The sequence below is a fragment of the Stenotrophomonas maltophilia group sp. vghtpe118 genome (genome assembly GCF_052605195.1).
In genome coordinates, this window is sequence record NZ_CP199672.1 from 4,033,847 (window position 1) to 4,056,617 (window position 22,771).

The following is a 22,771-nucleotide window of genomic DNA, read 5'->3' on the forward strand; positions in this document are numbered from 1 at the left end:
ACTTGTTTGAGAACAACTTCCACGCAGGGGATCAGGCGAGCGCAATCTGGTGCGAGTTGGGCGACTGATGTGCGGGACAAGTCGATAGGTAATGGGGGCAAGTAGGGGTGAGGCTAGAATGAGGGATGAAGTCTATTCTGCAGTGATGAATTCTTCGTTTGGGTTGTCTCTTGGTGCCGTCTGGCAGCACATGACGATGGAGATGGGGGATGTTGGGATTTCTGGAAGGAGGGGCGCGTTCTTCGAGTTGATGGGGCGTTTGCTGAGAGAGCGGAAAGTAAAACTCGCATCGGACGGGAGGACCTTGGAGGGTGACTGGCGGGAACAATTGTTGTTCATCTCAAAGGCATGGCTTGAGAGTCCTGGCGAAGATGATATTGATGGATTCGGCCTTTGGTTCTTGATCGATGCTCCGGCGGGCTTGGTTTGGATTGGCGCAGATGGCCGTGAGCATTGGACGTAGCATTCCAGTCCAAATCGATCACACCTCACCATCGATGGCAAACAGATGTTGGCGGCTGAGCTGGGCGTCAACATCGATACCAGCGCAGCGCGCGGTGAAGGCATTGCTGATGGAAGTACTTTGCTGATGGACAGGCAGGCGACGGCGGCTGCCGCAGGTACGGTGACGGCCACCAGCCAGCTGATTGCCAATGGTGTTTGCAGTGCGCATGTGAGCCGGTTCAGAAGAGAGGGGGCGGGATGAGTGTTGGTGATATGGGAGATTTCAAAGAAATTTCTGTTCAGGCTGCATATGTGTTGATGTGCGTTTTCCTGCAAAATTATTTGGATAGGGGTAGTAATCAGGACGCTCTTGTTGATCTATTATCTTCGGCGCGCTCTTTTTTGTGGGCAGATGACCTGCCCAACGATCCGGTAATGTGGGATGACTGGCGCGACGCGTTTGCAGAGGTCAACACCGCTGGGGGCGCACTTAATGCTGAATTCTGTGTCGCACAAATGAGTTCATCGGGTGGGTGTTTGACGTTGCTGAATTCGTTCTCAGTAATGCTGGTATTCCTCGAGGCGATTTTTGATCGATCCGGTGAGGGTCTTCCACTGTTCGAAGTTATTGGGCGTCTCACGTCGCCTTTAAATGATTCCAGTTGCCTGAATGATTCCTCTGTCTGGGTTGAGTGGATGGAGTCGGTTGGAAAGGTTAGGTCGCAGGGGTTTGGGTAGCGGCTTCTCTGATGGCAATAGCGATTGAATGGGGTGGGGCGGGCGATGCAAGAGGATCTTGAATTCGGTTGTGAATTCGAAGTCGAGATTCTTGCCGGCCGCAGTAGGCCTCATGTTGAGGTGACAGAGGAGCCTGCCTGGAGCAAGGTTTAGTTTCGTGGCGAGTTTGGATAGAGGATAATGAAAGTAAGGATTGAACCCACCTTCGGCAGCGCCGTCGGTGAAGCGGTGCAGAGCACAGATGCAACCTCAGATGGGTTGAGCGAGAAGGAAGCACTGGCGATCGTGGTAGGTGACAGGTTCCGCGCCTATCTCCGTCACTGGAGGCTGTACGAAGCAAGCGCCAGGGCGCCAAGGCGATGGAACTGGCCGGCATTCCTGTTCTCGTCACTCTGGTTCTTCTTCCGGCGCATGCATGCGTGGGGCGCGATCTGGTTCATCCTTTCGCCGTTGCTGATGACCACCTTCGTGCTGCTGGGGCTGCCATGGTTGTCCTTGCTCTCTTTCCTGGTGTTTCGCGTACTTGCAGGAATTCTGGCGAATCCGCTGTACCTGTCGCATTGCCGAAGGATTGTCCGCAAGGTTGATGCCGAGCATCGCGGGGCACATCGGCGGCACCTTGAGCTGCAGAAGGCTGGTGGTGTCAGCTACACCGCTCTGGTGATCGCCTTGGCGGTAACGGCCTCACAGAACACCCTGATCAAACTGATCGTTGGTTCGATATCAGAGCCAACGCCCACGCAGTCTGCTGTGCACGTGGCGGCGAACCCGCCGTATCTGCCGGACCCGCAGATGGAGGAAGCAGAGCGGGTGGCGTACCAGGAGCAAATGCGTGCGATCACAATGACGGCGTGGCCAGCAGGTGTCCCCATCGAGGGCAATGCCTGCATTGTCGAGCTGCGACTGGCGCCCCCGGGGCGAGTGCTGGAGGCCAATGTTCTGGAGCCGTGCACGTTGAACGACGCCCAACGCGAGATGATGCTGGGTGAAATCAGGCGCACGGACTTCACGATCGAGGGGAAGATGCGGTTCTTCAACCGGCATACCCTCATTGGATTGTGATCGCTGACATCCGGCGAGAGTCGCTCTGGAAATGGTGCATGCAGGGAGATTATTGGTGAAAGAACAGCTCTTGACGATCGAGGAAGCTTACATGGCGATGTTCTACTTCCTCCAGATCGACTATTCCCGCGGCCCCAGCGATGAGATCGGGGGGCTGCTGGGTTCACTTGGCTGGAGTCTTAAGGAGGATCGAAGCCCCACGGATCCAGGTGCGTGGGAGGACTGGTTGGACGCGGTGAGAGCGTCCATGGGGAACAGCGAGGAGGGCATAAAGGATATGAGTGCTACCTACACTGATCTGAAGCGGTAGCCGGATTGTTGCGAGCTCCCATGGGTAAGGTGGGCAGGGGTAGTCCGTATGAATCAGGAATTCTTCAGGACAGAAATGAAGCCGAAGACGAAAGTGGCCATGCCGAGTCATGAAGCTGTTGGCTTCAGATTGATGGTTCGATAATGAGCATTTCGCTGTTTCTGGAAGTCGAAGCCGGTGCCGATCTGGGTGCCGTGCTGCACGCCCTGGATTCGATCCAGGCCGAGTACTCCGACGGTACTGACGGTCTGCGTGGATATCTTCCAGCATCCAACACTGGCTTCGGGTTCGGCATCGTCGACCCGCCGGAAGCTGTCGTAGCGGAAGGGATTGAGGCCTCGTGGCAGGTGGGCCTGCTCGGCTCGTTTCATTTCCGCGCGAGCGGGTTTGAACGTGCCTGGGAGGAAATATGCCACTTCATCAAGCGTTACGCCGCGACGTGCGAGTTCCAGTTTGTGCTCTCCTTCCAGTTCGAGAGCGTCTATGCGGCAAGTCTCGGGAAGGCTCTGGTCTTCCCGGGGCCTGTTGCCCTGTAATGCCAGATAGCGGGGCGGCAGGCCCCGGCCTTATCCTATTCTCGGTACACGTGGCGATATGCCTTCTGGATATAACGCCCTCGTGGGTCGCCCGCTTTCACACCTGTCTGCACAGTTCCAGAGTTTTGGATCGATATAATAATATCGCCCTATAAAGTTTCCCTTGCCTGCGCCGCCATCGATCATACGGCCATGATCAAGGGAATTGAGATGCTCGCCTTACGCAACCTCCGAGTGGGATCCCGGCTGGGTGCCGGGTTCGGTTTGCTGCTGCTGTTCATCGTGGCCATCGTCGGCCTGGCGCTGTACGGAAACCATCTGAAGTCTGCCCAGTTCTCGAAAGTGGTGGACGTCAACATGGTGAAGATGCGGCTGTTGAACGAGATGCTGGATACCAACAACGCAGTGTTGATGCACCGCAGGCTGATGGTGATCAAGCGCGGCGAGGATTTCGACAAGGATTATCAGAAAGCGCAGGAGCTGTCGCAGACCTACGATGGTATCTGGGCCAAGTACATCAAGATTCCACGCGACGCCACCGGCGATGCCCTGGTTGCGAAAATCGACGCGGCACGCAAGGCGACAGACGCCTCCACCCAGCATCTGCACGAGCGCATGAAGGCGGGTGATTTTGACGGTGCGGCCAAGGAACTGCTCGCCGAGCACGGACTGGCTACCGCATGGAACGAGACGATCTCGACCCTGCTGCGGCATCAGGAGACACTGACCGCGCGCAGCCGCGAGGAATACCGTTCAACCGAATCCTGGACCGGCACGCTGTCGATCGTGTTCGGCGTGCTGAGCCTGATACTGGGCTCGCTGGCCGCGTGGGCCATCACCCGCAGCCTGACCCGCCCGCTGGAAGGTGCGGTGAAGCTGGCCGACGGCATCGCCAACGGGCGGCTGGACAACAGCATCGACGCGTCCGGCAACGATGAGGTGACGCAGCTGCTCAGGTCGATGCAGCACATGCAGGCGCAGTTGCAGTCGGTGATGGCGGCGCAGGGCGAGTTGGCCCGTCAGCACGATGCAGGCAGCCTCAGCTATCGCATGGACGAAGGTGCCTTCCCCGGCGACTACGGGCGCATGGTGCACGAGACGAATGCGCTGGTCGGCTCGCACGTGCAGGTGCAGAACCGGCTGATCGAAGTGATGAAGCATTACGCCCGTGGCGACCTGTCGGTGGACATGGATCCGCTGCCGGGCGAGAAGGCGGCGATCACCCAGGCAATGGACGAGACCAAGACCAGCCTGTCGGCGATCAACAGCGAGATCCGCCGGTTGGCGACAGCGGCCGCGGCAGGCGACTTCAGCCTGCGCGGTGACGAAGGTCGCTTCGCCTACGATTTCCGCGACATGGTGGCCGGGCTCAATCGTCTGATGCAGACCACCGACGAGAACCTGGTACAGGTGTCGACGCTGCTGCAGGCTATTTCGCGCGGTGACCTCACCGTACGCATGCAAGGTGATTTCCACGGCGTGTTCGCCCGCATGCGCGATGACTGCAACGCCACCGTCGATCAGCTCAAGCAGATTGTCGGCCGCATCCAGTCCAGTGCGTCCAGCATCAACCTGGCAGCGGGCGAGATTGCCTCGGGCAACACCGATCTGTCGCGGCGTACCGAGCAGCAGGCGGCGAACCTGGAAGAGACGGCGGCGTCGATGGAGGAACTGACCTCCACCGTGAAGCAGAACGCCGAGCACGCACGCCAGGCCAACCAGCTCGCCATCGGCGCGCACAGTGTCGCGTCACAGGGCGGCGAGGTGGTCGGCCAGGTGGTCACCACGATGTCGGCCATCGAAGCCTCGTCGAAGAAGATCGCCGAGATCATCAGCGTCATCGACGGCATCGCCTTCCAGACCAACATCCTGGCCTTGAACGCGGCGGTGGAAGCCGCGCGTGCCGGCGAGCAGGGCAGGGGCTTTGCGGTGGTGGCCAGTGAGGTGCGCACGCTGGCACAGCGCTCGGCCGGTGCGGCCAAGGAGATCAAGGGCCTGATCGAGGATTCGGTCGGCAAGGTCGCCGATGGATCGGCGCTGGTCCGCCAGGCAGGCACCACAATGGGCGAGATCGTGGCGTCGGTGCAGCGCGTGACCGACATCATGGCCGAGATCTCTGCCGCGTCGCAGGAGCAGAGCTCGGGCATCGAACAGGTCAACCAGGCGGTGGTGCAGATGGACGAGACCACGCAGCAGAATGCGGCGCTGGTGGAAGAAGCCAGCGCGGCGGCACGCTCCATGGCGGAGCAGGCCAACCTGCTGGCCGAGGCGGTATCGGTGTTCCGCACCGGTGCGGCAACCGCGGTTGCAGCCGTGCGTCCGGCCCTGGCTGCGGTGGCCGCGACGGTTACTCCGGTGCGCAGGCCGGCGGCACTGTCGCCGCGCATCGAGCCGACACTGGCGGCCAATGCCGGTGGTTGGGAAGAGTTCTAGCTGGAACGTGGCATGCCGGTAGGGAGACGGCGCCCATTGCGATGGCTGATCGCGATGGGCGCAACTTTCTTCCTGAACGCGCGATGGCCGATGAGGTGGCGGACACGCGCATTTCACTTCCGGTTGCCAACCGCAGGAGGAAACTTGCGTCATACCGGAACTCAGGAGATGGCCATGAAGACCTCGACCCGATTGCTTGTGCTGGGCACCCTGCTGGCGGCTTCGTCGGTGGCCGGCGCGCAGACCTATGGCCCGCGCGATGAGGGACGCAAGTTCAATGACGGCAGCCGCGTGGTCTGCAAGAACGTGGAAGTGCAGCGCAACTCGCGCGATCCGAACCGCATTGCGGGTACGGCCACGGGTGCAGTGATCGGCGGCCTGCTGGGCAACCAGGTGGGCGGCGGCAATGGCAAGAAGCTCGCTACCGTGGCCGGTGCCGTGGCCGGTGGTGCGGCCGGTCGCCAGATCCAGGGCAACAGCCAGCAGAAGAACGGCGACCGCGTGGTCGAGCGCCGTTGCGAGCGCGTCTATCGTTGATCGGTTGCCGACAGCGCCCGTTCCCCCCTTGCACATCGCAGTACTCGAACGCCGGCCCCGCGCCGGCGTTCTTCGTTCCGGACCTGTATCGCTGACTCCGGCGTCGTGCCTATACTGCGCCGACTCAACGGATGAATGTCCAGTGAACGAATCGGCTCCAGCTCCCCAACCGGCACCGCTCGCAAGGCATGACCCGATACCGGAAGCGACTGCCCATCCCCATCGGGTGCGTGATCGCACCGATGAACTCGAGCTCTTCATTTCGGGCCTGCTGGCGTTTGCGCTGCTGGCCGTGCCGGGTTATCTGTTCGACGCCTGGGCGCGCAGCAGCCTGCACACCGAAGGCATGTACTTCCAGATGCTCTGGTTCGGTTTCAGCATCAGTGTCGGCATGTGCTATGTGCTGGCAGTGGCCTTGATCATCCACCTCACGGTGCGCGGCTACTGGATCGGGCTGATCGGCCTCAGGTCGCATTTCCCCGATGGCATTGACTGGGACCGCCTGCCAAGAATGGGGGCGGTCACGCGCGCCTTCCTGCAGGCCCGGGACGGAGGCCTCGATGGCAGCATCGAACGTGCCGACCGGCTGGCGACGATGCTGTTCTCGACCACCCTGCTTGCCGTACAGACATTGGCGGGCACCCTGGTATTGGCCGTCCTGACGCTTGGTGTGTCGATGGTGATCGGCGCGCTGTCCGGCGGCGCCGATCATGTCGCCATGCTCGCCCTGTGCACTGTGCTGGCCGCAATGTTGGCGCTGGCTGTTACCCCCGGGATCCTGGAGAAGATCGTGGCGCGGCGGCAGGCGCGCGGGCAACCCCATGAGCGACCGCAGCGACTGCTGCAGGGCATGCTGGCGGCACTGCAACGGGTTCCGCTGTTGCGCCTGATGCAGACCATGCAGCTGACCATGCAGAGCAACCTGCGCTCGCGTTCGTTCATGGCGGCCTACCTGTTCGCGGTGCTGGTAGCGATGCTGCTGGCGGCCGTGCAGGTGATGGCGTCGTTGAAGTTCTCGCTGTTCAACCGTTACCAGATCGTCACGGAAGCGGCGGTTGAGCACGGCATGCTGAGTGCGCATTACGAATCGATGCGTTCGGCGCATGACCAGCTGCTGCCGTACCCGATGATCCCGTCGGACACGATCAGCGGTGCGCAGCTTCGTTTGTTCATTCCGCATCGCCCGCAACGCGACAATCCGCTGGCGCGCCAGCATTGCACCGCACTTCCGGACGCGCGCAATGAGGCCACCGGGCAACAGGCCGCCAATGCCGCAGTGGAGTGCCTTTCCCGGCTCTGGCAGGTCAAGCTGGACGGCGCCCCGGTCGACCTGCATGGCTTCGTGCCCATGGAGCGGCGTGACCTGGATATGCGCGGCCTGGTGGGGTACCTGCCTACCCGGGGGCTCGCACCCGGACGCCATGACCTGGAACTGGTGTGGAATGCTGCAGGCGGCGAGCGGGGGGCCGGACGGCGCCGCGCGTTCCGCATCCCGTTCTGGTATGCCCCGGATCCATAAACGATGGATCAAAGCGGCCATGCCGCGCCGCTTGAACAGGCCGCTTACGACTTAATTCCCTCCGTCCCCTTTTTTGGCGAGGAGGCGCCAGGTGGCGAGGCTACCGTAGAGCAGCAGCAGGACGGTGAGGGTGATCAGTTCGTGGCTGATGTCGGCCAGGCGGGCGTCCATCTGGTTCAGGCGCACCATCAGGTTGATGCCCGAGGTGGTCGGCAGCAGCTGTGCCAGCCAGACCAGCGGTTGCGGCGTCATCACCGCCGGCCACGACAGGTTGGCCAGGAAAAACAGCGGGATGGAGGTGGCGATGATGTACTGGAAGGCGCGCTCGCGGGTGCGGAAGAAGCTGCCGACGAACAGGCCGAAGACCACGGTGGTGGCGATGAACAAGGTGCCGCCCAGCAGCTGGCCCATCGGGTTGCCGCCGCGCGGATAGTCCTGCACCCAGGCAGTGAAACCGGCGTACCAGAACAGGCCGAACAGGCCGATCAGGCCGAAGCCCAACGCCATGCCGGCCAGCGTCGGCAGGTCGAAGCGCAGGCGCCGGCCCAGTGCGAGGCGGCGGCCGCCGAGCAGAACGCCGATGCCCATCAACAGCGTCTGGTGCACGATCAGCTCGGCCACGCCGGGCACGATGGCGCTGCCATAGCCTTCCTGCGTGTTGTACAGCGGGCGCTGCACCAGGGTGACCGGCGGTGCCTGCGGCGCACCCATGAAGGCGGCCTGGCCGACCACCGCATCACGCCCGAACGCACCCAGCGCATCAGCTACGCTGCCCAGCACCCAGCTGGCGCGGCCCAGGTAGGCACCGTTGCCAAGCAATACCAGCTTGGCCGGATGGCCGCGCAGGATGTCGCGCTCCAGGTTGGCCGGGATCACGACGATGCCTTCGGCGTGGCCGGCTTCGAGCTGCTGGCGTGCGCTGTCGACGTCCGCCGGTTGCCCGACCACGCGCGCAACGCGCAGTGCGTCGAGCTTGCGCAGCAGCTCGCGGCTGGTCGCGCTATGGTCTTCGTCCACCACCAGCACCGGCAGGTTGCCGGCCACCTGGTGCCGGTAGGCGGCTGGATAGAAGAACGAATACAGGATCACCGCACCGACCATCACCACGATCGCGTAGCGGTCGCACAGCACCGCCATCAGGGTCTGCTGCAGGCTGCGCCAGAGCATGCTCATGCGTCAGCCCCTGCGGATTGTGCGGCGGCAGGCGTGCGTGCAAAGGCGATCAGGCGCAGGCCGCCGATGCCACCGGCCACCACCGTCATCAACAGCAGCGTAGCCAGCGGCCATGCCGAAACCTGCAGCGGCGAGCCGATGAACTGCTGCTGGGTCTGCAGCTTGATGTAGGCGCTCAATGGCAGCAGCTGGTGCCAGACGCGGGTAAACAACGGCCCGTCCAGCACCGGGAAGGTGGCACTGGAAAACGCCAGTGCGGTGCCGATGCTCAGACCCACCGCGGACAGTGCGGTACCCATGTCGCGGGTGACGCCGACGAAAAACAACGCGTAGGTGGCCGTGGCCAGGTAGAACAGGGGCTGTGCGAGCAGCAGCAGGAGCACGCTGCCGGCCACACCATCGCCGCGCAGCCAGGCCAGGTAGCCGATGCCGAGCGCGCCATACAGCGAGAACAGCAGGAGGTACGGCGCGACCTTGCCGGCGATCGCCGACCACGGCGTGCGAGCCAGCCAGGCGGGCAGGGTGCCATCGCGGATCTCGCGGCCGAGGCTGCCGGCCACCGCAAGTGCCAGTACCAGTGACAGCACCGCCGGGAAGATCAGTGGCAGCAGGAACAATTCGTAGCTGCGCGCCGGGTTGTAGAGGATGTCCGACTGCACCGCGATCGGCGCCGCGCGCAGCTTGCCCGGGCCAACCTGCAGGCCGATGCGCTCGCGCAGCAGGCGTGCGTTCCATGCGGAAACCGCGTCGCCGATGTCGCGCGACGCCGACTGGCCGGTGGTCATGTAGGTGGCGTTGTAATAGGCGAACACCGTGCCCTGGCGCCCACGCAGCGCCTGCCGGGTGACATCGCGCGGCACCAGCACGATGGCGAACACGTCCAGGCTGCGCAGCTGCGATCGTGCCTCCTCCAGGTCCGCTGGTTGGCTGGCGACGCGTACGCCGGGACTGGCGTCGAGCATGCGCAGCAGCAGGCGGCTGTCACTGCTGTGGTCAAGGTCGACCACAGCAATCGGGATATCGCGCATCACCGACGGCGTGAACATCCATGCCATCACGACCAGCATCAGCAGTGGCAGCACGGTGACCAGCAGCAGGTCGGCACGGTTGCCGCGCAGCGACTGCAGCTCGCGCCGCCACGAAGCGGCGAAGCCGTTGCGGTCCGGGCTCAGTGCTGGGGCCATGCGAACAGCACGCTCATGCCGGGGCGGAAGCCCTCGATGCGGCGTACCGGGCGCACCCGCACCTCGAAGCTGCGGACGTCATAGCCGGACGACTGGCGGGTGGTACGCCAGGTTGCGTAGTCGCCGGCCGGATTGATGAAGTAGACCTCGAACTCGCCATCCAGGCCCAGCGCCGGCACGCTGCCCTGCAGCTTGCTGCCGACCTTCAGGCCCTGCATCTGCGATTCGCGCAGGTTCATCGCCACCCACATGCGGTCGATGTCGACCAGGGTGAACACGGGATAGCCGGCTGGCACCAGCTCGCCCGGGTCGGCCATGCGCTTGTTGATCTCGCCCGCCACCGGCGCGCGTCCTTCCACTTCGGCTCGCGCGGCGTTGACCTCGGCCACCGCGCCCTGCGCCTGCTGTACCTGGCCCTGCGCGGCACGCTTGTCCTGCTCGCGGGCGCCGGCCAATGCCATGTCGTACTGCGCGCGGGCGGCGCGGGCCAGTTCGCGCGAACTGGTGGCCTGGGCATGCGCTTCATCGCGCTTCTGCCGGGTCATCACCCCTTCGTTGAACAGGTTCTGCACGCGCCGGTAGGTGGCTTCGGCCAGTGTCGCGCCGGCTTCGGCGCGCTTCCAGTTCGCTTCGGCGGCGCGGATGTCTTCGCTGCGCGCGCCTTCGTCGGCCTTGTCGGCCACCGCCTGCGCAGCCGCCAATGCGCCGTGCGCCTGCTGTTCCTTGGCAGCCACTTCGGGGCTGTCGAGCAGGAACAGCACCTGCCCGGGCTGCACGCGATCGCCCTCGCGCACCTTCAGCTGGGCCACGCGTGCGGTGATCTTGGCGGCCACGTTGATCGTGTCCGCATCGGCCATGCCCTGGATCTGGTCGGCCGGGCTGCGCCAGGCCAGCCACAGGCCGAGCACCACCGCGACCAGCAGGACCACCAGCAGGATCGGTCCCAGCCGCCGCTTGCCGGGGGGCGTCGTCGCATCGTCGTGCAGCACATCACTCATGGTCGATCACCTCGTCCGCACGCCGCCGGAATTCTTCGAAACGGTCCATCTGTCCACTGATCTCCAGCAACTGTGCCAGCGCAATGTCGTATTGGTAGGCGGCCTGTGCGCGCTCGACACGGGCGCCGCCCAGGCCGAGCCGCGCATCGATCACATCCAGCGAGGTGGCCTGGCCTTCGCGGAATGCCAGCTCCTGCAGGCGCAGGTTTTCCTGTGCCTGGGCGATGCTGCTGTCGAGCAGCACGAACTGCTGGCGCGCGGTCTCAAGTTCGTTCCAGGCCTTGCGCACGCCCAGTGCGACCTGGTTCTCGGCCTCGCGCAGGCCCGCTTCGGCCTGCTCCTGCTGCGCACGCGCGGCGCTGATCTGCGCCGGCCGCGAGTTCGGCGACAGGAAGGTGTACTTCAGCCCGATGCCGAACGCCCAGTCCGGGTCGGTCAGCATTTCGTCGCGGCGGCGGAAGTCGTACTGGCCGAAGGCGAAGATCTGCGGCTTCAGCTTGGCCTGCTGCACGCGCACGCCCTGTTCGGCCTGCGCAACCATCGCGCGCAAGCGCGCGATCTGCGGCTGGCGCGCCTGCGCGGTGCGCTCGAAGCTGGTCACCGGTTCCAGCGGCACGCGCTGCACGAACAGCGGCGACACCGGCTGCACCTCGCCACCACTGCGCAGCAGCGTGGCCAGCGCGGCCTTCAGCGTAGCCAGATCGTTCACCGTCTTCTGGTATTCGCGCTCGGCCTTGTCGCGGGCCACGGTGGCCTGCAGGCGCTGGGCGCGGGTGGCAAAGCCCTCGCGTTCCAGCTTTTCTGCATCGGACAGGTGGCGGTTGAGGCCGTCGCGCACGTCGCGGCGCACGTCCACCGCCTGCTCGGCCAGGCGCTGGCCGAAGTAGGCCTGAGCCAGCTGCACGGTCAATGATTGGCGCTGCGCCTCGCGCTCGGCGTTGGCCTGCTCATGGGCGGCGCTGGCCGCACGTTGCGCGGCCGGGATCACGCCGCCGGTGTACAGCGGCAGCACCGCGGTCACTACCGGGCGTGTACGCCAGTCGCGCTCGGTGAACGACAGCGGCGAATCGATACCGAAGGCTTCAGCCACGGGCGCCAGCGAACCCAGTGGCAGGGTCAGGGTCTTCTGGAACTGCAGGCGGCGCACTTCGCCGGTGATCTCCGGCAGGCGCAGCAGGCGCGTGGCGTCCTGCAGGTCCTGCTTGTTGCGTACCGCTGCATCTGCGGCCGCCAGCGCATCGGAGACCTGCTCCAGGCGTTGGCGTGCCTGTTCCCAGTCCAATGCGGGGGCGTCGTTGCTGTTCTGCGCGGACGCAGCGGTTGGCAGGCAGGTCGCCAGCACCAGCGCCAGCGCGGCCTTCGCGCGGTGCATCCTTGTACGTCGGCCGATCACGCCCATGCCGTCCCAGTGGTAAAGAAGTGCGCAAACGGTAGTGCGCGCGGCGTGAAGCCCGAGTCTGCGGTCATCCGATTGTCCTCAACGAAGGGTGCCGCTGGCTGCAGTGCGCAGCGCCTGGGTGATGTGCTGCAGCGTGCTTGAGCGCACGGCGGCATGTTGCCAGTACAGCGGCACATCCAGCCAGCGGCGGGGTTCCAGTACCACCACGCGGCCGGCGCGCACGGCGGGCGCGACCAGGGTTTCCGGGGCCATGCCCCAACCGAGTCCGCACGCGGCGGCTTCGACGAAACCGGTGGAAGAGGGCAGGTAGTGTAGCGGCGGCTGCAGTCGCGCGCGGGTCAGGCGCCGCACGAAGCGCCATTGCAGTTCATCCTTGCGGTTGAACACCAGCATCGGTGCGCGCGCCAGGGCCGCGGCCTGCATGCCATCGTTGAAGTACTGACGGGCGAAGCCGGGCGAAGCGATCGCGTGGTAACGCATGGCGCCGAGCGGGTGCACGTTGCAGCCCTTCACCGGCTGGCTTTCGGCGGTCACTGCGCCGAGCACGCTGCCATCGCGCAGCAACTGCAGGGTGTGGTCCTGGTCGTCCATGCGCAGGTCGAACAGGTAGCCATGGCGCTGGTGCAGGTCGGCGATGGCGGGCACGAACCAGGTATCAAGCGAGTCGTCGTTGACCGCCAGGGGGATGGGCGTACGGGCAGCGTCGTTGCCACGCTCGGGTAGCAGCTCGGCCAGCGCCTCGGCTTCCAGTGCCTGCATCGGGCGTACCCGGCGCAGCAGCGCTTCCCCCGCTGCGGTCGGTCGGCAGGGTGCCTGGCGCACCACCAGGACCTGCCCGAGCCTGTCTTCCAGCGCCTTGATCCGTTGCGACAGTGCTGATGGGCTGATCGACAGGCGGCGTGCCGCGGCCTCGAAGCTGCCTTCTTCCAGCACCGCAGCGAATGCGGCCAATTGTGGATGTACCAGATCCATGCCGGTGCCTCTTCAGTTTTCCTGCACAGGATAAAGAAAAATCAGATTGTCTAAACATGGGCGGTGCCGCACCCTGCGCGTCCCCTCGCTGCCTGGCCTGTCCTGATGTGGATCGCCGCTACCGCCGCCGGCCTGTTCGCAGGTGTCGGCCTGATCATCGCCATCGGCGCGCAGAATGCCTTCGTGCTGCGCCAGGGCCTGCAGCAGCGGCATGTGGGCGGGGTGGTGCTGGCCTGCGCCGGCGCGGACATCGCGTTGATCCTGGCCGGCGTCGGTGGCATGGGCGCGCTGGTGCTGCAGTGGCCGCTGCTGCTGCAGGGGCTGCGTTTCGGTGGTGCGGCGTTCCTGCTCTGGTATGGCCTGCAGGCGGGACTGCGCGCGTGGCGCGGTGGCAGCGTATTGGCAGCCGCCGAGGCGCAGGCCGCTAGTGGGCGCCAGGTGCTGCTGACCTGCCTGGCGTTCACCCTGCTCAACCCGCACGTCTATCTGGATACGGTGGTGCTGCTGGGCAGCCTGTCCACGCGCTACCCGGGCAATCTGCGCTGGGCCTTCGCCGCCGGGGCCTGCGTGGCCAGCGTGGCCTGGTTCTGCTCGCTCGGCTATGGGGCGCGCCTGTTGCAGCCGGTGTTCCGCAGGCCGAGTGCCTGGCGGGTGCTGGATGCAGGCGTGGCGATGTTCATGCTCTGCCTGGCCACGCTACTGCTGTTGCGTCCGCTCTAGGCCGCGTCCACCGTGCACAGTGGCGCTTCGCCGGGGCGCAGGGTCAGTACGCGCACACCGTGGCGGGTGACCGCCACCGTGTGCTCGAACTGCGCCGACAGCTTGCCGTCGCGGGTGTAGACCGGCCATTCGTCCGGCTGCTGGCGGATGGCCGGCTTGCCCTGGTTGAGCATCGGCTCGATGGTGAACACCATGCCCTCCTCCAGCACCCTGCCGGTGTTGGGATGGCCGTAGTGCAGGATCTGCGGTTCCTCGTGCATTTCCTGGCCGATGCCATGGCCGCAGTATTCCTTCACCACGCTGTAGCCGTGACTGCGCGCGTGGCGGGCGATGGCGTGGCCGATGTCGCCCAGGCGTGCACCGGGGCGCACCGCAGCGATGCCTTTCCACATCGCCTGGTAGGCGGTCTGCACCAGCCTGCGCGCGGCGTAGTCGACCTCACCGATCAGGTAGGTGGTGCTGGAGTCGGCGATGTAGCCGTTCTTCTCCAGGGTGATGTCGAGGTTGACGATCTGGCCATTGCGCAGCACGTCGGTGGTGCTGGGTACGCCGTGGCAGACCACGTTGTCGATCGAGGTGTTGAGCACATACGGGAAGCCGTACTGGCCCTTGCTGGCCGGCCGCGCCTGCAGTTCATCGACGATCATGCGTTCGACGAACTCGTTGATCTCCATCGTGCTGCGGCCCTGCAGCGGCAGCTGGTCGAGCGCGGCGAACACCTGCGCCAGCAGGCGCCCGGATTCGGCCATCAGCGCGATTTCGTGTGGCTGCTTGATCACCGCCACGTCAGGCCCGCCCGGGTGCCAGCGCCTGTGGCTGCACGCCGGCTGCGCGCAGTTCGCTGGCGACGATGTCCTGGAAACTCAGCGTGGGGTTCATTTCGCACAGCATGCCGACCCGGATCCAGAAGTTGGCCTGGGCGTTGATCGAGCGGCTGGAGACGGTGCAGGCACGGCGCAACTGGTCGTGCAGGGTGTCATCGATGTTGACGATGCCCATCGGCGGTCCTGGAGTGGGAATATACGAAGCGTATATGTTTCGTATATCCGCCTCAAGCCCGCGTTGTTCAGTCCAGGTGGGTGGCAAAGCGCAGGCGGTTGCCGTCGGGGTCGCGCAGCAGCATTTCGCGGCTGCCCCAGTCGGTGTCATGCGGTGGCTGCTCGATCGGCACGTTGGCGGCGCTGAAGGCGCGGTACAGGCTGTCGACGTCGTCGACGATGAAGTACACCGCGCCGCCTACCTCGCAGTCACCGCTGTGCTCGGTGAGGAAGATCGTCTGGCCGTCCCGGGTGAGTTGGGCGAACAGCGGGAAGCCGGACTCGAAGCGGTGTTCCCAGTCGACCACGAAACCCAGCCCCTGCACGTAGAACGGCAGGGTGGTGTCTGCGTGGCGCATGCGCAGTTGCGGGATGACGGTCTGGGGCATGGCGGCGGCTCCGAGGTGGGAACCCAGTGTAGTGCCGGCCGCTGGCCGGCATTCCTGTGAGCCCGGGAACAACGGGGTTGCCGGCCAGCGGCCGGCACTACCGAAGCCACGCCGGCCAACGGCCGGCATTGCCGACGCGGTCAGCAGGCCGTCGGTGCGGCGGCGATTGCCGCCAGCAGTTCGCGGTTCACCTGCTGGTGACGCGCCTGCCAGACGAGAAGATCATCGGCCCTGATGTCCGGTTGGCCATCCAGCGACGACAGCCAGCGCTTGAAGCGGCTCTGGTAGTTCGCCAGCGAGACTTCGCCGGTGATGTCACTGCCGACCAGGCCACCGGCGCGCAGTGCTTCGATCACCACCAGTGCGTGTTCCAGCTGGAAGCGGCCCTGGTCCCAGTTGCTGCGCGCAACGTCCTCGGCGAATACATCCTTGTCGATCGACAGGTAGGTCGGCTGCGGGGATGCGGCCTGCTCGGCGGCGAACGCGGCGACCAGTGCCTCCGGGTGCTCGAAGCGTCGGAACGCACGGCCCATGCCGAGGCGGTGGCCCCAGCCCACGTCCACGTCCATGCACCAGTACGTCAGGCGTCCACCCATCAGCGGTCGCCAGTGGTTCTCCCAGGCATGACCGAGGCCGATGTCGCTGGAAGTGATGCCGAGCACATGGATGTGCGAGATCTGCGGCAGCTTGCTGGCGGCGTTCACCCACGAGCCGCAGTGCATGCCGAGCGGGAACCGCATGTTGTCCGGATGGTTGTCCAGCACCACCAGCTGGAACGGGGCCTGCCCATGCATGCGGCGCAGCAGTGGCAGGCTCAGGTGGTGGAAGTCGCCGCTGCCGAGCATGACGGTTCCGAGCTGGGCCGGCAGCGGTGCCAGCACGTCAGCGGCGAAACGGTCGAGGGTGGCATTGCTGCAGGCGAAGCGCAGCGGATCGTGCCACTGCGGCAGAGCCAGGGTCTGCGCCTTTGGCAGCGGCAGCACGCCACCGTCCAGGTCCAGGATCAGCGGGGAACGCAACGGCATCGTTCAACCGCCTCCATCAGGTTCGCCCTGCAGGTGCGGGGCCAGCTTGCGCAGGGCGGCGCGCAGCAGCGGGGAGCGTGCGTGGATCGCGTGCCGGGTGGAGGTGAAGCGGGCGCCCAGCTCGGCCTTGATCCGCGAGTCGGTCCAGCCGGCCACGTAGTGGCTCAGGCCGTGCTGCAGCGCGTACTCGAGGTTGTGCATCCAGCTGACCGCGTACAGGTTGTGCTCGCGCGACTGCGGGTACGCCAGGCCGATGTACTTGTCCACCAGCTTGCCGGCATGCACGTAGCACAGGTTCCAGCCGATCAACCGGCCCTGGTGGCGGTACAGGAACATCCGTCCCTGGCCCTGGCTGTCGGCCAGCAGGTACTGGAAATAGGGTAGGTCGAGCTGGTCGAAATGCACCGCGCTCTGCGCGTATACGCCCAGGTACAGCGCGTACAGTTCGGCCTGCAGTTGCGGGTCGGCCAGGGCCGGGTTGCCGGTGGCGATGCAGTCGATCTGCAGGTCATCGCGCGAACGGAGCTTGCGACGGATGTTCTTGCGGCGCGACGATGACAGGCGGCCGAGATAGTCGTCGAGCGAATCGAAATCGATCGCCACCCAGGCCAGCGGCATGCCTTCCAGTTCGACGAAGCCGCGTGTCAGCAGCGCCTGCAGGAAGGCGCCGCTGTGTGCGTTGGCGGCGTCGTCCAGCAGCGGTGAATCGATCGCCAGGTCCTTCACCACCAGCAGCCGGGCATCGCCGATCGCGTGACGCGTCACGTCCTCGGCCAGCGCCTCCGGGGCAACGTGTGCCGGCAGCGGGGTGTACTCGGTGCTGGTGGCACCGACGAAGCGCGTCTTCCAGGTGATCCACGGCCGCCACAGGCGCGACAGCGGCAGGCCGAGCAGCCTGCCGCGCAGTTCGTCATCCATCGTGGTGGTCAGGTCCAGCGGCGCACGGAAGGTCGGCAGGCCGCTGGGAAGGCGGCCTGCCTCGAATCCGAGCGGCGGGTGGGCCAGGAAGCCCTCCAGCAGCGCGGTCGGTTCCAGCGCGGTGCTGGATGCGCGTGACGTCATCTCCATCGGCACGGGAACCGGCAGCGCATCGACCTCAGCCCTTGGCCTTGGTCAGCGCCTGGTCGAGCAGGGTGACCGCCAGGTCGATTTCTTCGTAGCTGATGTCCAGCGACGGCGCGAAGGTGATCACGTTCTTGTACCAGCCACCCACGTCGAGCACGAGGCCCATGCGCTTGCCGTCGTGCAGCAGGTCACCGGCCAGGCCGATGTCGACCATGCGGTCCAGCAGCTCCTTGTTCGGGGTGTAGCCGTCGGCCTGGCAGATTTCCGCACGCAGCGCCAGGCCCAGGCCGTCGACGTCGCCGATTTCCGGGTGGCGCTTCTGCAGGCCGCGCAGGCCGTCGAGGAAGTACGCGCCCTTTTCCGGCACGGTGCGCTCGTAATCCATTTCCTTGCCCAGCTTCAGCACTTCCAGGCCCAGGCGGGTGCCCAGTGGGTTGGAATTGAAGGTGGAGTGGGTGGAGCCCGGCGGGAACACGGTCGGGTTGATCAGCTCTTCGCGCGCCCACAGGCCCGACAGCGGGTTCAGGCCGTTGGTCAGCGCCTTGCCGAACACCAGCACGTCCGGGGTCACGCCGAAGTGCTCGATCGACCACAGCTTGCCGGTACGCCAGAAGCCCATCTGGATTTCATCGACGACCATCAGGATGCCGTACTTGTCCAGCACGCGCTTGAGGCCGGTGAAGAAGTTGCGCGGCGGGATGACGTAGCCACCGGTGCCCTGGATCGGCTCGACGTAGAACGCGGCGTACTCGGCCTGGCCGACCTTGGGATCCCACACGCCGTTGTACTCGCTTTCGAACAGGCGCTCGAACTGCCACACGCAGTGGTCGGAGTACTCGTCCGGGGTCATGCCCTTCGGGCGACGGAAGGGGTACGGAAACGGGATGAACATCGCGCGCTCGCCGAAGTGGCCGTAGCGGCGGCGGTAGCGGTAGCTGGAGGTGATCGACGACGCACCCAGGGTGCGGCCGTGGTAGCCGCCCTCGAAGGCGAACATCAGGCTCTTGCCGCCGCGCGCGTTGCGCACGATCTTCAGCGAGTCTTCAATGGCCTGAGCACCGCCAACGTTGAAGTGCACGCGACCGTCGAGGCCGAACTTCTCGTGCATGTCCACGGCAATGGTCTTGGCCAGCTGCACGCGGGTCGGGTGCAGGTACTGGCTGGCGACCTGCGGCAGGGTGTCGATCTGGTCCTTCAGTGCATCGTTCAGGCGCTTGTTGCTGTAGCCGAAGTTGCACGCCGAGTACCACATCTGCAGGTCGAGGTAGGGCACGCCCGCGCCGTCGAACATGTAGCTGCCTTCGCCGCGCTGGAAGATCTTCGGCGGATCGACGTAGTGGACGGTGTCGCCGAAGGAGCTGTAGCGGGCTTCGTCGGCCAGCAGCTGCGCATCGGAGGCAGCGGCGTCGGCGTTCTTGTCAAAAATATTCATGCAGTTCGGTTCCGTGAAGGACGTTCGAAAGGGGTAACAGGGGAGCGCGCCTGGAAGGGAGTGCTCAGGCGGTGGCAAGCAGCAGGGGCAGTGCGGCGGGCTGCGGGCTGGCGTCGAGGCGACGTGGCTGCAGCAGGCTGCCATCGAGCAAGCGCGGCAGCAGTGCGATTGCATCGTGGAAGGTGTCGATGGCGGCATGCTCGATGCCGGCATTCGTGCAATGGGTAATCAGGCGGCGCTTGGCGAACACGAAGTCGGCGTCTTCGGACACGCAGAAATCCGAGCTGCCGTCGCCGATCATCAGCACGCGCGGTGCTTCGTTGGCGCGCGCCTGCGCGGCGCAGGCGCATTTGCAGGTGCCACTGCGGCAGCCTTCGGCCTGGTAGGGCGATTCCAGTTCCCAGTGGTCATCGCACCAGCGCAGGTGGTTGGCCACCACCGGCAGCTGCGCCAGGCCGTGGTTGGCGAGGATGCGATGGATCGCATAGTCCAGGCCGTCGCTGACGATGCGCAGTGGCAGGCCCAGCTGCTCGGTGCGAGCGACGAAGGCGACGAAACCTGGATCGATCTGCACCTGGTCCAGATGGGCATCAAGCGTGGCCGGATCCAGTTCCAGCAGCCGCACCTGGCCCTGCATGCATTCACGCGAGCCGATCTTTCCCGCCTTCCACTGGTCTTCCAGTTCCTGCCAGCCCGGCTGGCCGTACTTTTCCAGCAGCGAGTCGATGACATCTTCGAGGCTGATGGTGCCGTCGAAGTCACACAGGATGCTCCAGTGCATGGGCAGGTCCGTCGATGAGAAAGGCGTCCGGCACATTGCCGGGGCAGGCTCAATGTAGGCAGGCCGCCTTTCTCGTTCCTTTCCTGTTGAAAGGCGCTTTTGACGGGCTGGGAAAGCGTTCAGGAAAGTACATGGATGAATGCGCGGAGCGCAGGCCACGCATGCACGTGCGGGTCAGGCGCGGGCCAGGACCTGCAGTATTTCGGCCGTCTCCTCACGGGTCTGCCAGGCGCTGTTGCCAAGGGTGAGCATGCGTGCGGCGAAGTCACGTGCATTGGGCACGTCCTCCTGCGGCACGATGCCACGCAGGTAGGCGTAGTCGGGCAGGGCATGGATGAACATGCGGCTGGCACCGAGGCCCCGCGGCCACAGGTCGTCCAGCGCGGCATCGCGCGCGCGCTGGCTGGGCAGCAGCAGCATCAGCATCGGCCAGGTGCCGCCGGTGCCGGCCAGGCCATCGACCACCTCCACCGCCGGCAGTTGTGCCAGCTGCACGCGCAACTGCAGTGCGCGCAGGCGCCCGGCCTGCAGGAACGCCGGCAATCGCCGCGCGGCATGGGCACCGATGTTCTGCCGCCATCGGCTGACCCGGTGCTGCGGTATGTCCAGCGGGAAAACATCACCGACCGCGTCTTCCAGATCGCCACGCTGCAGTGCGTTGCGCAGCGGATTGCCGTACACCAGCGACAGCAGCGAGGGGCGATAGCAGGCGGCAAGGCCAAGCAGCTGCACACTGCGAAGCAGCTCCCAGCGCAGGTTGAAGCGCACGTGTTCGGCGGCATGCTCGGCCAGTTCGGCGCGCAGTTCGTCATCGCGGCTGACCAGCAGGCCGCCTTCGTGCAGGCTCAGCCCCTTGCCGGCGGCCAGGCTGAAGAATCCGATGTCGCCACGCAGGCCGACACTGCTGTTGCCCACCCGTGCGCCCAGCGCCTGTGCGGCATCTTCGATGACCCAGGCGCCGGCGCTGCGGGCGATGTCGCAGGCCCGTTCGACATCGGCGATGCGACCGCCGAGGTGGGTCGGCAGGATGGCCAACGTACGCGCATCGGCCAACCGTTCGAGCTGGCCGGGATCGAAGTCGAAGTGGCCGCGCCGGGTATCGCAAAGCTGCACGCGCAGGCCGAGGCTGTGCACCGCGATCGGCACCAGCGGGCAGGTGTAGGCCGGCATGATCACCGTGTCGCGCCTGGGCGCGCGCTTGCGCAGGGTGCGCAGGGCGATCAGCAGCGCGTGCGTGCCGGAACAGGTCAGCTGCAGCGGCGGCGTGCCCAGCTGGTTGGCCAGGATCCCGCGCAGGTCACCGCCACCGGGAAGGAAGTCGGTGGCCTGCATCGGCAGGCCGGCGGTCGGTGGCAGTTCGCGCGCGAACAGGCTCATCGCAACGCGCTCACGAAGCGTTTTCGGTGGGACTGTGCGGGTCGTCCGCTTCCGCGCGGGCGAGGCAGACGATGCCGGCCACGATCAGCACCGCACCGACCAGGTGGTGCAGGGTGAGAGGCTCTTTCAGCAGCCACGCCGAGAGCAGCAGTACGCTGATGACCTCCAGGTGCGAGGCCGCGAACGCCGGGCCGATCGGTGCATGCCGCAGCAGGCTCATCCAGGTGAAGAATGCACCCACGTAGCCCAGGATGGCGCCGTACACCCATGGTTGCGACAGCACGCGCAGCAGCCAGGTGGTGTTGGCCTCGACCGGCAGCGCAGCATCGCCGGCGTACTTGAAGCACAGCTGGGCCAGGGTGTCGAAGGCCATCAGCAGGGGGAAGCCGATCACATACAGGCGCCTCACGAGCCGGCCCCCACCACTGCCACGCCCGCGGTGACCAGCAGCATCCCGGTCACCCGCAATGGCGTGAGCTTCTCGCGGAACAGGATGCGGCCGGCGATCATCAGCGCCACGATGTTGATCGAGCCCAGCAGCACGCCCTTGGACAGCGGAACCAGTGACAGGAAGGCGATCCAGGCGACGAACTCAAGCACGTAACAGGCGATGCCGATCCACAGCCAGGGGCGGCTGAGCATGTGCTTCCAGCGCTGCAGTCCCTCGCCCTCCTGCGGGTCGCTGGCGGCGGCCTTGAAGGCGAGCTGGCCACCGGTATCGAGCACGACATTGGCCAGCCACAGCAGCGTGGCAAGTGCCCCCATCTCAGGCCACCGCCTTGAGGACGCCGCTGCGTTCACCGATCCCGGTGAAGAAGCGTGCGCTGCGGCGGATCACCTCGCGGCGTTCGCGGTCGATCGTGATCATGTGGTAGCTGTCCTCCAGCACCACCAGTTCCTTCGGGCCACTGACCCGCGACATCACCAGTTCGGCATTGCCCATGCTGGCCACGTCGTCTTCGCGCGCGTGCATCACCAGGCACGGGGCGGTGACCTGGTGCAGGTGGCGGCGGGTCCAGTTGCTCAGCGCCCGCATCTCGGCCAGCGCGTGCCAGGGATTGCCCGGAAGGCCGGCCGCCGCGCTGTCGCCGGACAGCATGGCGGCGCTGACCTGCGCACGCAGGCGCTCGTCGCGCAGGCCGTACGGCGGTTCTTCCATGAACATGCGGTCGCGGCCGATGTTGAAGCGCTTGAACCACGGCAGCAGGAACGAGAGGCGGGCGACGGCGGGTATGTTCCAGCCGTCGTAGCGGAACGTGGCGCCATACACGCCGACGCCGGACACCCAGTCCGGTCGTCGAGCAGCAAGTGCCAGCGACAGCACCGCGCCCATCGACAGGCCACCGACGAACAGCTGGTCGACCTTGCCGCGCAGGCTTGCCGCCGCATCTTCCACGCCCTGGTACCACTGTTCCCAGGTGGTCGCCAGCAGGTCATCCACGGTGCCGCAATGGCCGGGCAGCTGCACGCCGTGTACGGTGAAGCCGGCGTTGTTCAGCCCTTTGCCCAGCATGCGCATTTCCGCCGGGGTACCGGTCAGGCCGTGGACCAGCAGCACGCCCTGCGGGCCACCGGGGAGGAAGAAGTCGTGCGAGTCGGTCACCTGGCGGCTCCGGGACGGCAGTGGGGAGGGTCAGGAT

General features: G+C 65.5%; 26 protein-coding genes. 9 read left to right on the forward strand and 17 right to left on the reverse strand.

Annotated elements, in window-relative coordinates:
* Positions 1-118: 118 nt before the first annotated feature.
* Positions 119-463, forward strand: coding sequence for a DUF596 domain-containing protein (locus tag ACUDTM_RS18435; RefSeq protein WP_065196596.1), 345 nt, complete (start codon positions 119-121; stop codon positions 461-463).
* A gap of 18 nt (positions 464-481) precedes the next feature.
* Here ACUDTM_RS18435 and ACUDTM_RS18440 read toward each other — a convergent pair whose 3' ends face one another.
* On the reverse strand, positions 482-673 hold the full coding sequence (locus ACUDTM_RS18440) for a hypothetical protein (protein WP_088496390.1): 192 nt from the start codon (positions 671-673) through the stop codon (positions 482-484).
* Between the two features lie 29 nt (positions 674-702).
* Here ACUDTM_RS18440 and ACUDTM_RS18445 point away from each other — a divergent pair, with 29 nt between their 5' ends.
* The 7 genes from ACUDTM_RS18445 to ACUDTM_RS18475 all read left to right on the forward strand — a co-directional run bounded on the left by ACUDTM_RS18445 (position 703) and on the right by ACUDTM_RS18475 (position 7,579).
* The gene (locus ACUDTM_RS18445) at positions 703-1,182 is read left to right on the forward strand and encodes a hypothetical protein (RefSeq protein WP_146257850.1); all 480 of its coding nucleotides are present in this window, start codon (positions 703-705) and stop codon (positions 1,180-1,182) included.
* A gap of 180 nt (positions 1,183-1,362) precedes the next feature.
* Positions 1,363-2,244 carry a DUF2628 domain-containing protein gene (locus ACUDTM_RS18450; RefSeq protein WP_445391444.1) on the forward strand — a complete coding sequence of 294 codons (882 nt, stop codon included), beginning with the start codon at positions 1,363-1,365 and terminating at the stop codon, positions 2,242-2,244.
* 55 nt (positions 2,245-2,299) lie between these two features.
* Complete coding sequence (locus ACUDTM_RS18455) at positions 2,300-2,554, forward strand: hypothetical protein (RefSeq protein ID WP_138952904.1); 255 nt, start codon at positions 2,300-2,302, stop codon at positions 2,552-2,554.
* Between the two features lie 143 nt (positions 2,555-2,697).
* On the forward strand, positions 2,698-3,090 hold the full coding sequence (locus tag ACUDTM_RS18460) for a hypothetical protein (protein WP_065196526.1): 393 nt from the start codon (positions 2,698-2,700) through the stop codon (positions 3,088-3,090).
* Positions 3,091-3,300: 210 nt separating this feature from the next.
* Positions 3,301-5,523, forward strand: a complete 2,223-nt coding sequence (locus ACUDTM_RS18465; RefSeq protein ID WP_088496410.1) for a methyl-accepting chemotaxis protein — start codon at positions 3,301-3,303, stop codon at positions 5,521-5,523.
* A gap of 168 nt (positions 5,524-5,691) precedes the next feature.
* Complete coding sequence (locus ACUDTM_RS18470; RefSeq protein WP_005415760.1) at positions 5,692-6,060, forward strand: glycine zipper 2TM domain-containing protein; 369 nt, start codon at positions 5,692-5,694, stop codon at positions 6,058-6,060.
* 226 nt (positions 6,061-6,286) lie between these two features.
* The gene (locus ACUDTM_RS18475) at positions 6,287-7,579 is read left to right on the forward strand and encodes a hypothetical protein (protein WP_181452519.1); all 1,293 of its coding nucleotides are present in this window, start codon (positions 6,287-6,289) and stop codon (positions 7,577-7,579) included.
* 51 nt (positions 7,580-7,630) lie between these two features.
* On the opposite strand, the gene ACUDTM_RS18480 is transcribed toward ACUDTM_RS18475, so the two are convergent.
* From ACUDTM_RS18480 to ACUDTM_RS18500, 5 genes are all read right to left on the reverse strand, one after another.
* The gene (locus ACUDTM_RS18480; RefSeq protein ID WP_111008064.1) at positions 7,631-8,752 is read right to left on the reverse strand and encodes an ABC transporter permease; all 1,122 of its coding nucleotides are present in this window, start codon (positions 8,750-8,752) and stop codon (positions 7,631-7,633) included.
* Positions 8,749-9,936, reverse strand: coding sequence for an ABC transporter permease (locus tag ACUDTM_RS18485; RefSeq protein WP_088496391.1), 1,188 nt, complete (start codon positions 9,934-9,936; stop codon positions 8,749-8,751). Before ACUDTM_RS18485 ends, ACUDTM_RS18480 begins: the two co-directional genes overlap by 4 nt.
* A complete protein-coding gene (locus tag ACUDTM_RS18490; RefSeq protein WP_088496392.1) occupies positions 9,921-10,934 on the reverse strand; it encodes an HlyD family secretion protein in 1,014 nt (337 codons plus the stop codon). Before ACUDTM_RS18490 ends, ACUDTM_RS18485 begins: the two co-directional genes overlap by 16 nt.
* Complete coding sequence (locus tag ACUDTM_RS18495) at positions 10,927-12,333, reverse strand: TolC family protein (protein WP_072166864.1); 1,407 nt, start codon at positions 12,331-12,333, stop codon at positions 10,927-10,929. Before ACUDTM_RS18495 ends, ACUDTM_RS18490 begins: the two co-directional genes overlap by 8 nt.
* Before the next feature lie 78 nt (positions 12,334-12,411).
* Positions 12,412-13,305 (reverse strand): LysR family transcriptional regulator ArgP, encoded by an 894-nt coding sequence (locus tag ACUDTM_RS18500; protein ID WP_053498160.1) that lies wholly within the window; start codon positions 13,303-13,305, stop codon positions 12,412-12,414.
* A 105-nt stretch (positions 13,306-13,410) separates the two neighbouring features.
* Between ACUDTM_RS18500 and ACUDTM_RS18505 the strand changes: the two genes are divergently transcribed.
* Positions 13,411-14,025, forward strand: a complete 615-nt coding sequence (locus ACUDTM_RS18505) for a LysE/ArgO family amino acid transporter (RefSeq protein ID WP_072166863.1) — start codon at positions 13,411-13,413, stop codon at positions 14,023-14,025.
* On the opposite strand, the gene map is transcribed toward ACUDTM_RS18505, so the two are convergent.
* The 11 genes from map to ACUDTM_RS18560 all read right to left on the reverse strand — a co-directional run bounded on the left by map (position 14,022) and on the right by ACUDTM_RS18560 (position 22,734).
* Positions 14,022-14,804 carry a type I methionyl aminopeptidase gene (gene map, locus ACUDTM_RS18510; protein WP_188241233.1) on the reverse strand — a complete coding sequence of 261 codons (783 nt, stop codon included), beginning with the start codon at positions 14,802-14,804 and terminating at the stop codon, positions 14,022-14,024. The two genes, ACUDTM_RS18505 and map, sit on opposite strands and share 4 nt — an antisense overlap.
* Positions 14,805-14,811: 7 nt before the next feature.
* Positions 14,812-15,024, reverse strand: coding sequence for a ParD-like family protein (locus ACUDTM_RS18515; protein ID WP_006425741.1), 213 nt, complete (start codon positions 15,022-15,024; stop codon positions 14,812-14,814).
* A gap of 67 nt (positions 15,025-15,091) precedes the next feature.
* Complete coding sequence (locus tag ACUDTM_RS18520) at positions 15,092-15,451, reverse strand: bleomycin resistance protein (protein WP_072166862.1); 360 nt, start codon at positions 15,449-15,451, stop codon at positions 15,092-15,094.
* A 140-nt stretch (positions 15,452-15,591) separates the two neighbouring features.
* The gene (locus ACUDTM_RS18525) at positions 15,592-16,476 is read right to left on the reverse strand and encodes a hypothetical protein (RefSeq protein WP_227836640.1); all 885 of its coding nucleotides are present in this window, start codon (positions 16,474-16,476) and stop codon (positions 15,592-15,594) included.
* Positions 16,477-16,479: 3 nt separating this feature from the next.
* Positions 16,480-17,544: a GNAT family N-acetyltransferase gene (locus ACUDTM_RS18530; RefSeq protein ID WP_111202230.1), complete on the reverse strand. Its 1,065-nt coding sequence runs from the start codon at positions 17,542-17,544 to the stop codon at positions 16,480-16,482.
* A gap of 28 nt (positions 17,545-17,572) precedes the next feature.
* Positions 17,573-18,973, reverse strand: coding sequence for an aspartate aminotransferase family protein (locus ACUDTM_RS18535; protein ID WP_111202231.1), 1,401 nt, complete (start codon positions 18,971-18,973; stop codon positions 17,573-17,575).
* A 64-nt stretch (positions 18,974-19,037) separates the two neighbouring features.
* On the reverse strand, positions 19,038-19,754 hold the full coding sequence (locus ACUDTM_RS18540; RefSeq protein ID WP_005415773.1) for an MtnX-like HAD-IB family phosphatase: 717 nt from the start codon (positions 19,752-19,754) through the stop codon (positions 19,038-19,040).
* A 174-nt stretch (positions 19,755-19,928) separates the two neighbouring features.
* Positions 19,929-21,131 carry a DegT/DnrJ/EryC1/StrS family aminotransferase gene (locus ACUDTM_RS18545; protein WP_188241162.1) on the reverse strand — a complete coding sequence of 401 codons (1,203 nt, stop codon included), beginning with the start codon at positions 21,129-21,131 and terminating at the stop codon, positions 19,929-19,931.
* Between the two features lie 10 nt (positions 21,132-21,141).
* Positions 21,142-21,540: a DMT family transporter gene (locus ACUDTM_RS18550; RefSeq protein WP_134970296.1), complete on the reverse strand. Its 399-nt coding sequence runs from the start codon at positions 21,538-21,540 to the stop codon at positions 21,142-21,144.
* Entirely contained in the window at positions 21,537-21,896 is a 360-nt protein-coding gene (locus ACUDTM_RS18555; protein WP_021202495.1) for an EamA family transporter, read from the reverse strand. Before ACUDTM_RS18555 ends, ACUDTM_RS18550 begins: the two co-directional genes overlap by 4 nt.
* Position 21,897: 1 nt before the next feature.
* Positions 21,898-22,734, reverse strand: a complete 837-nt coding sequence (locus ACUDTM_RS18560; protein ID WP_005415777.1) for an alpha/beta hydrolase — start codon at positions 22,732-22,734, stop codon at positions 21,898-21,900.
* Positions 22,735-22,771: the final 37 nt, after the last annotated feature.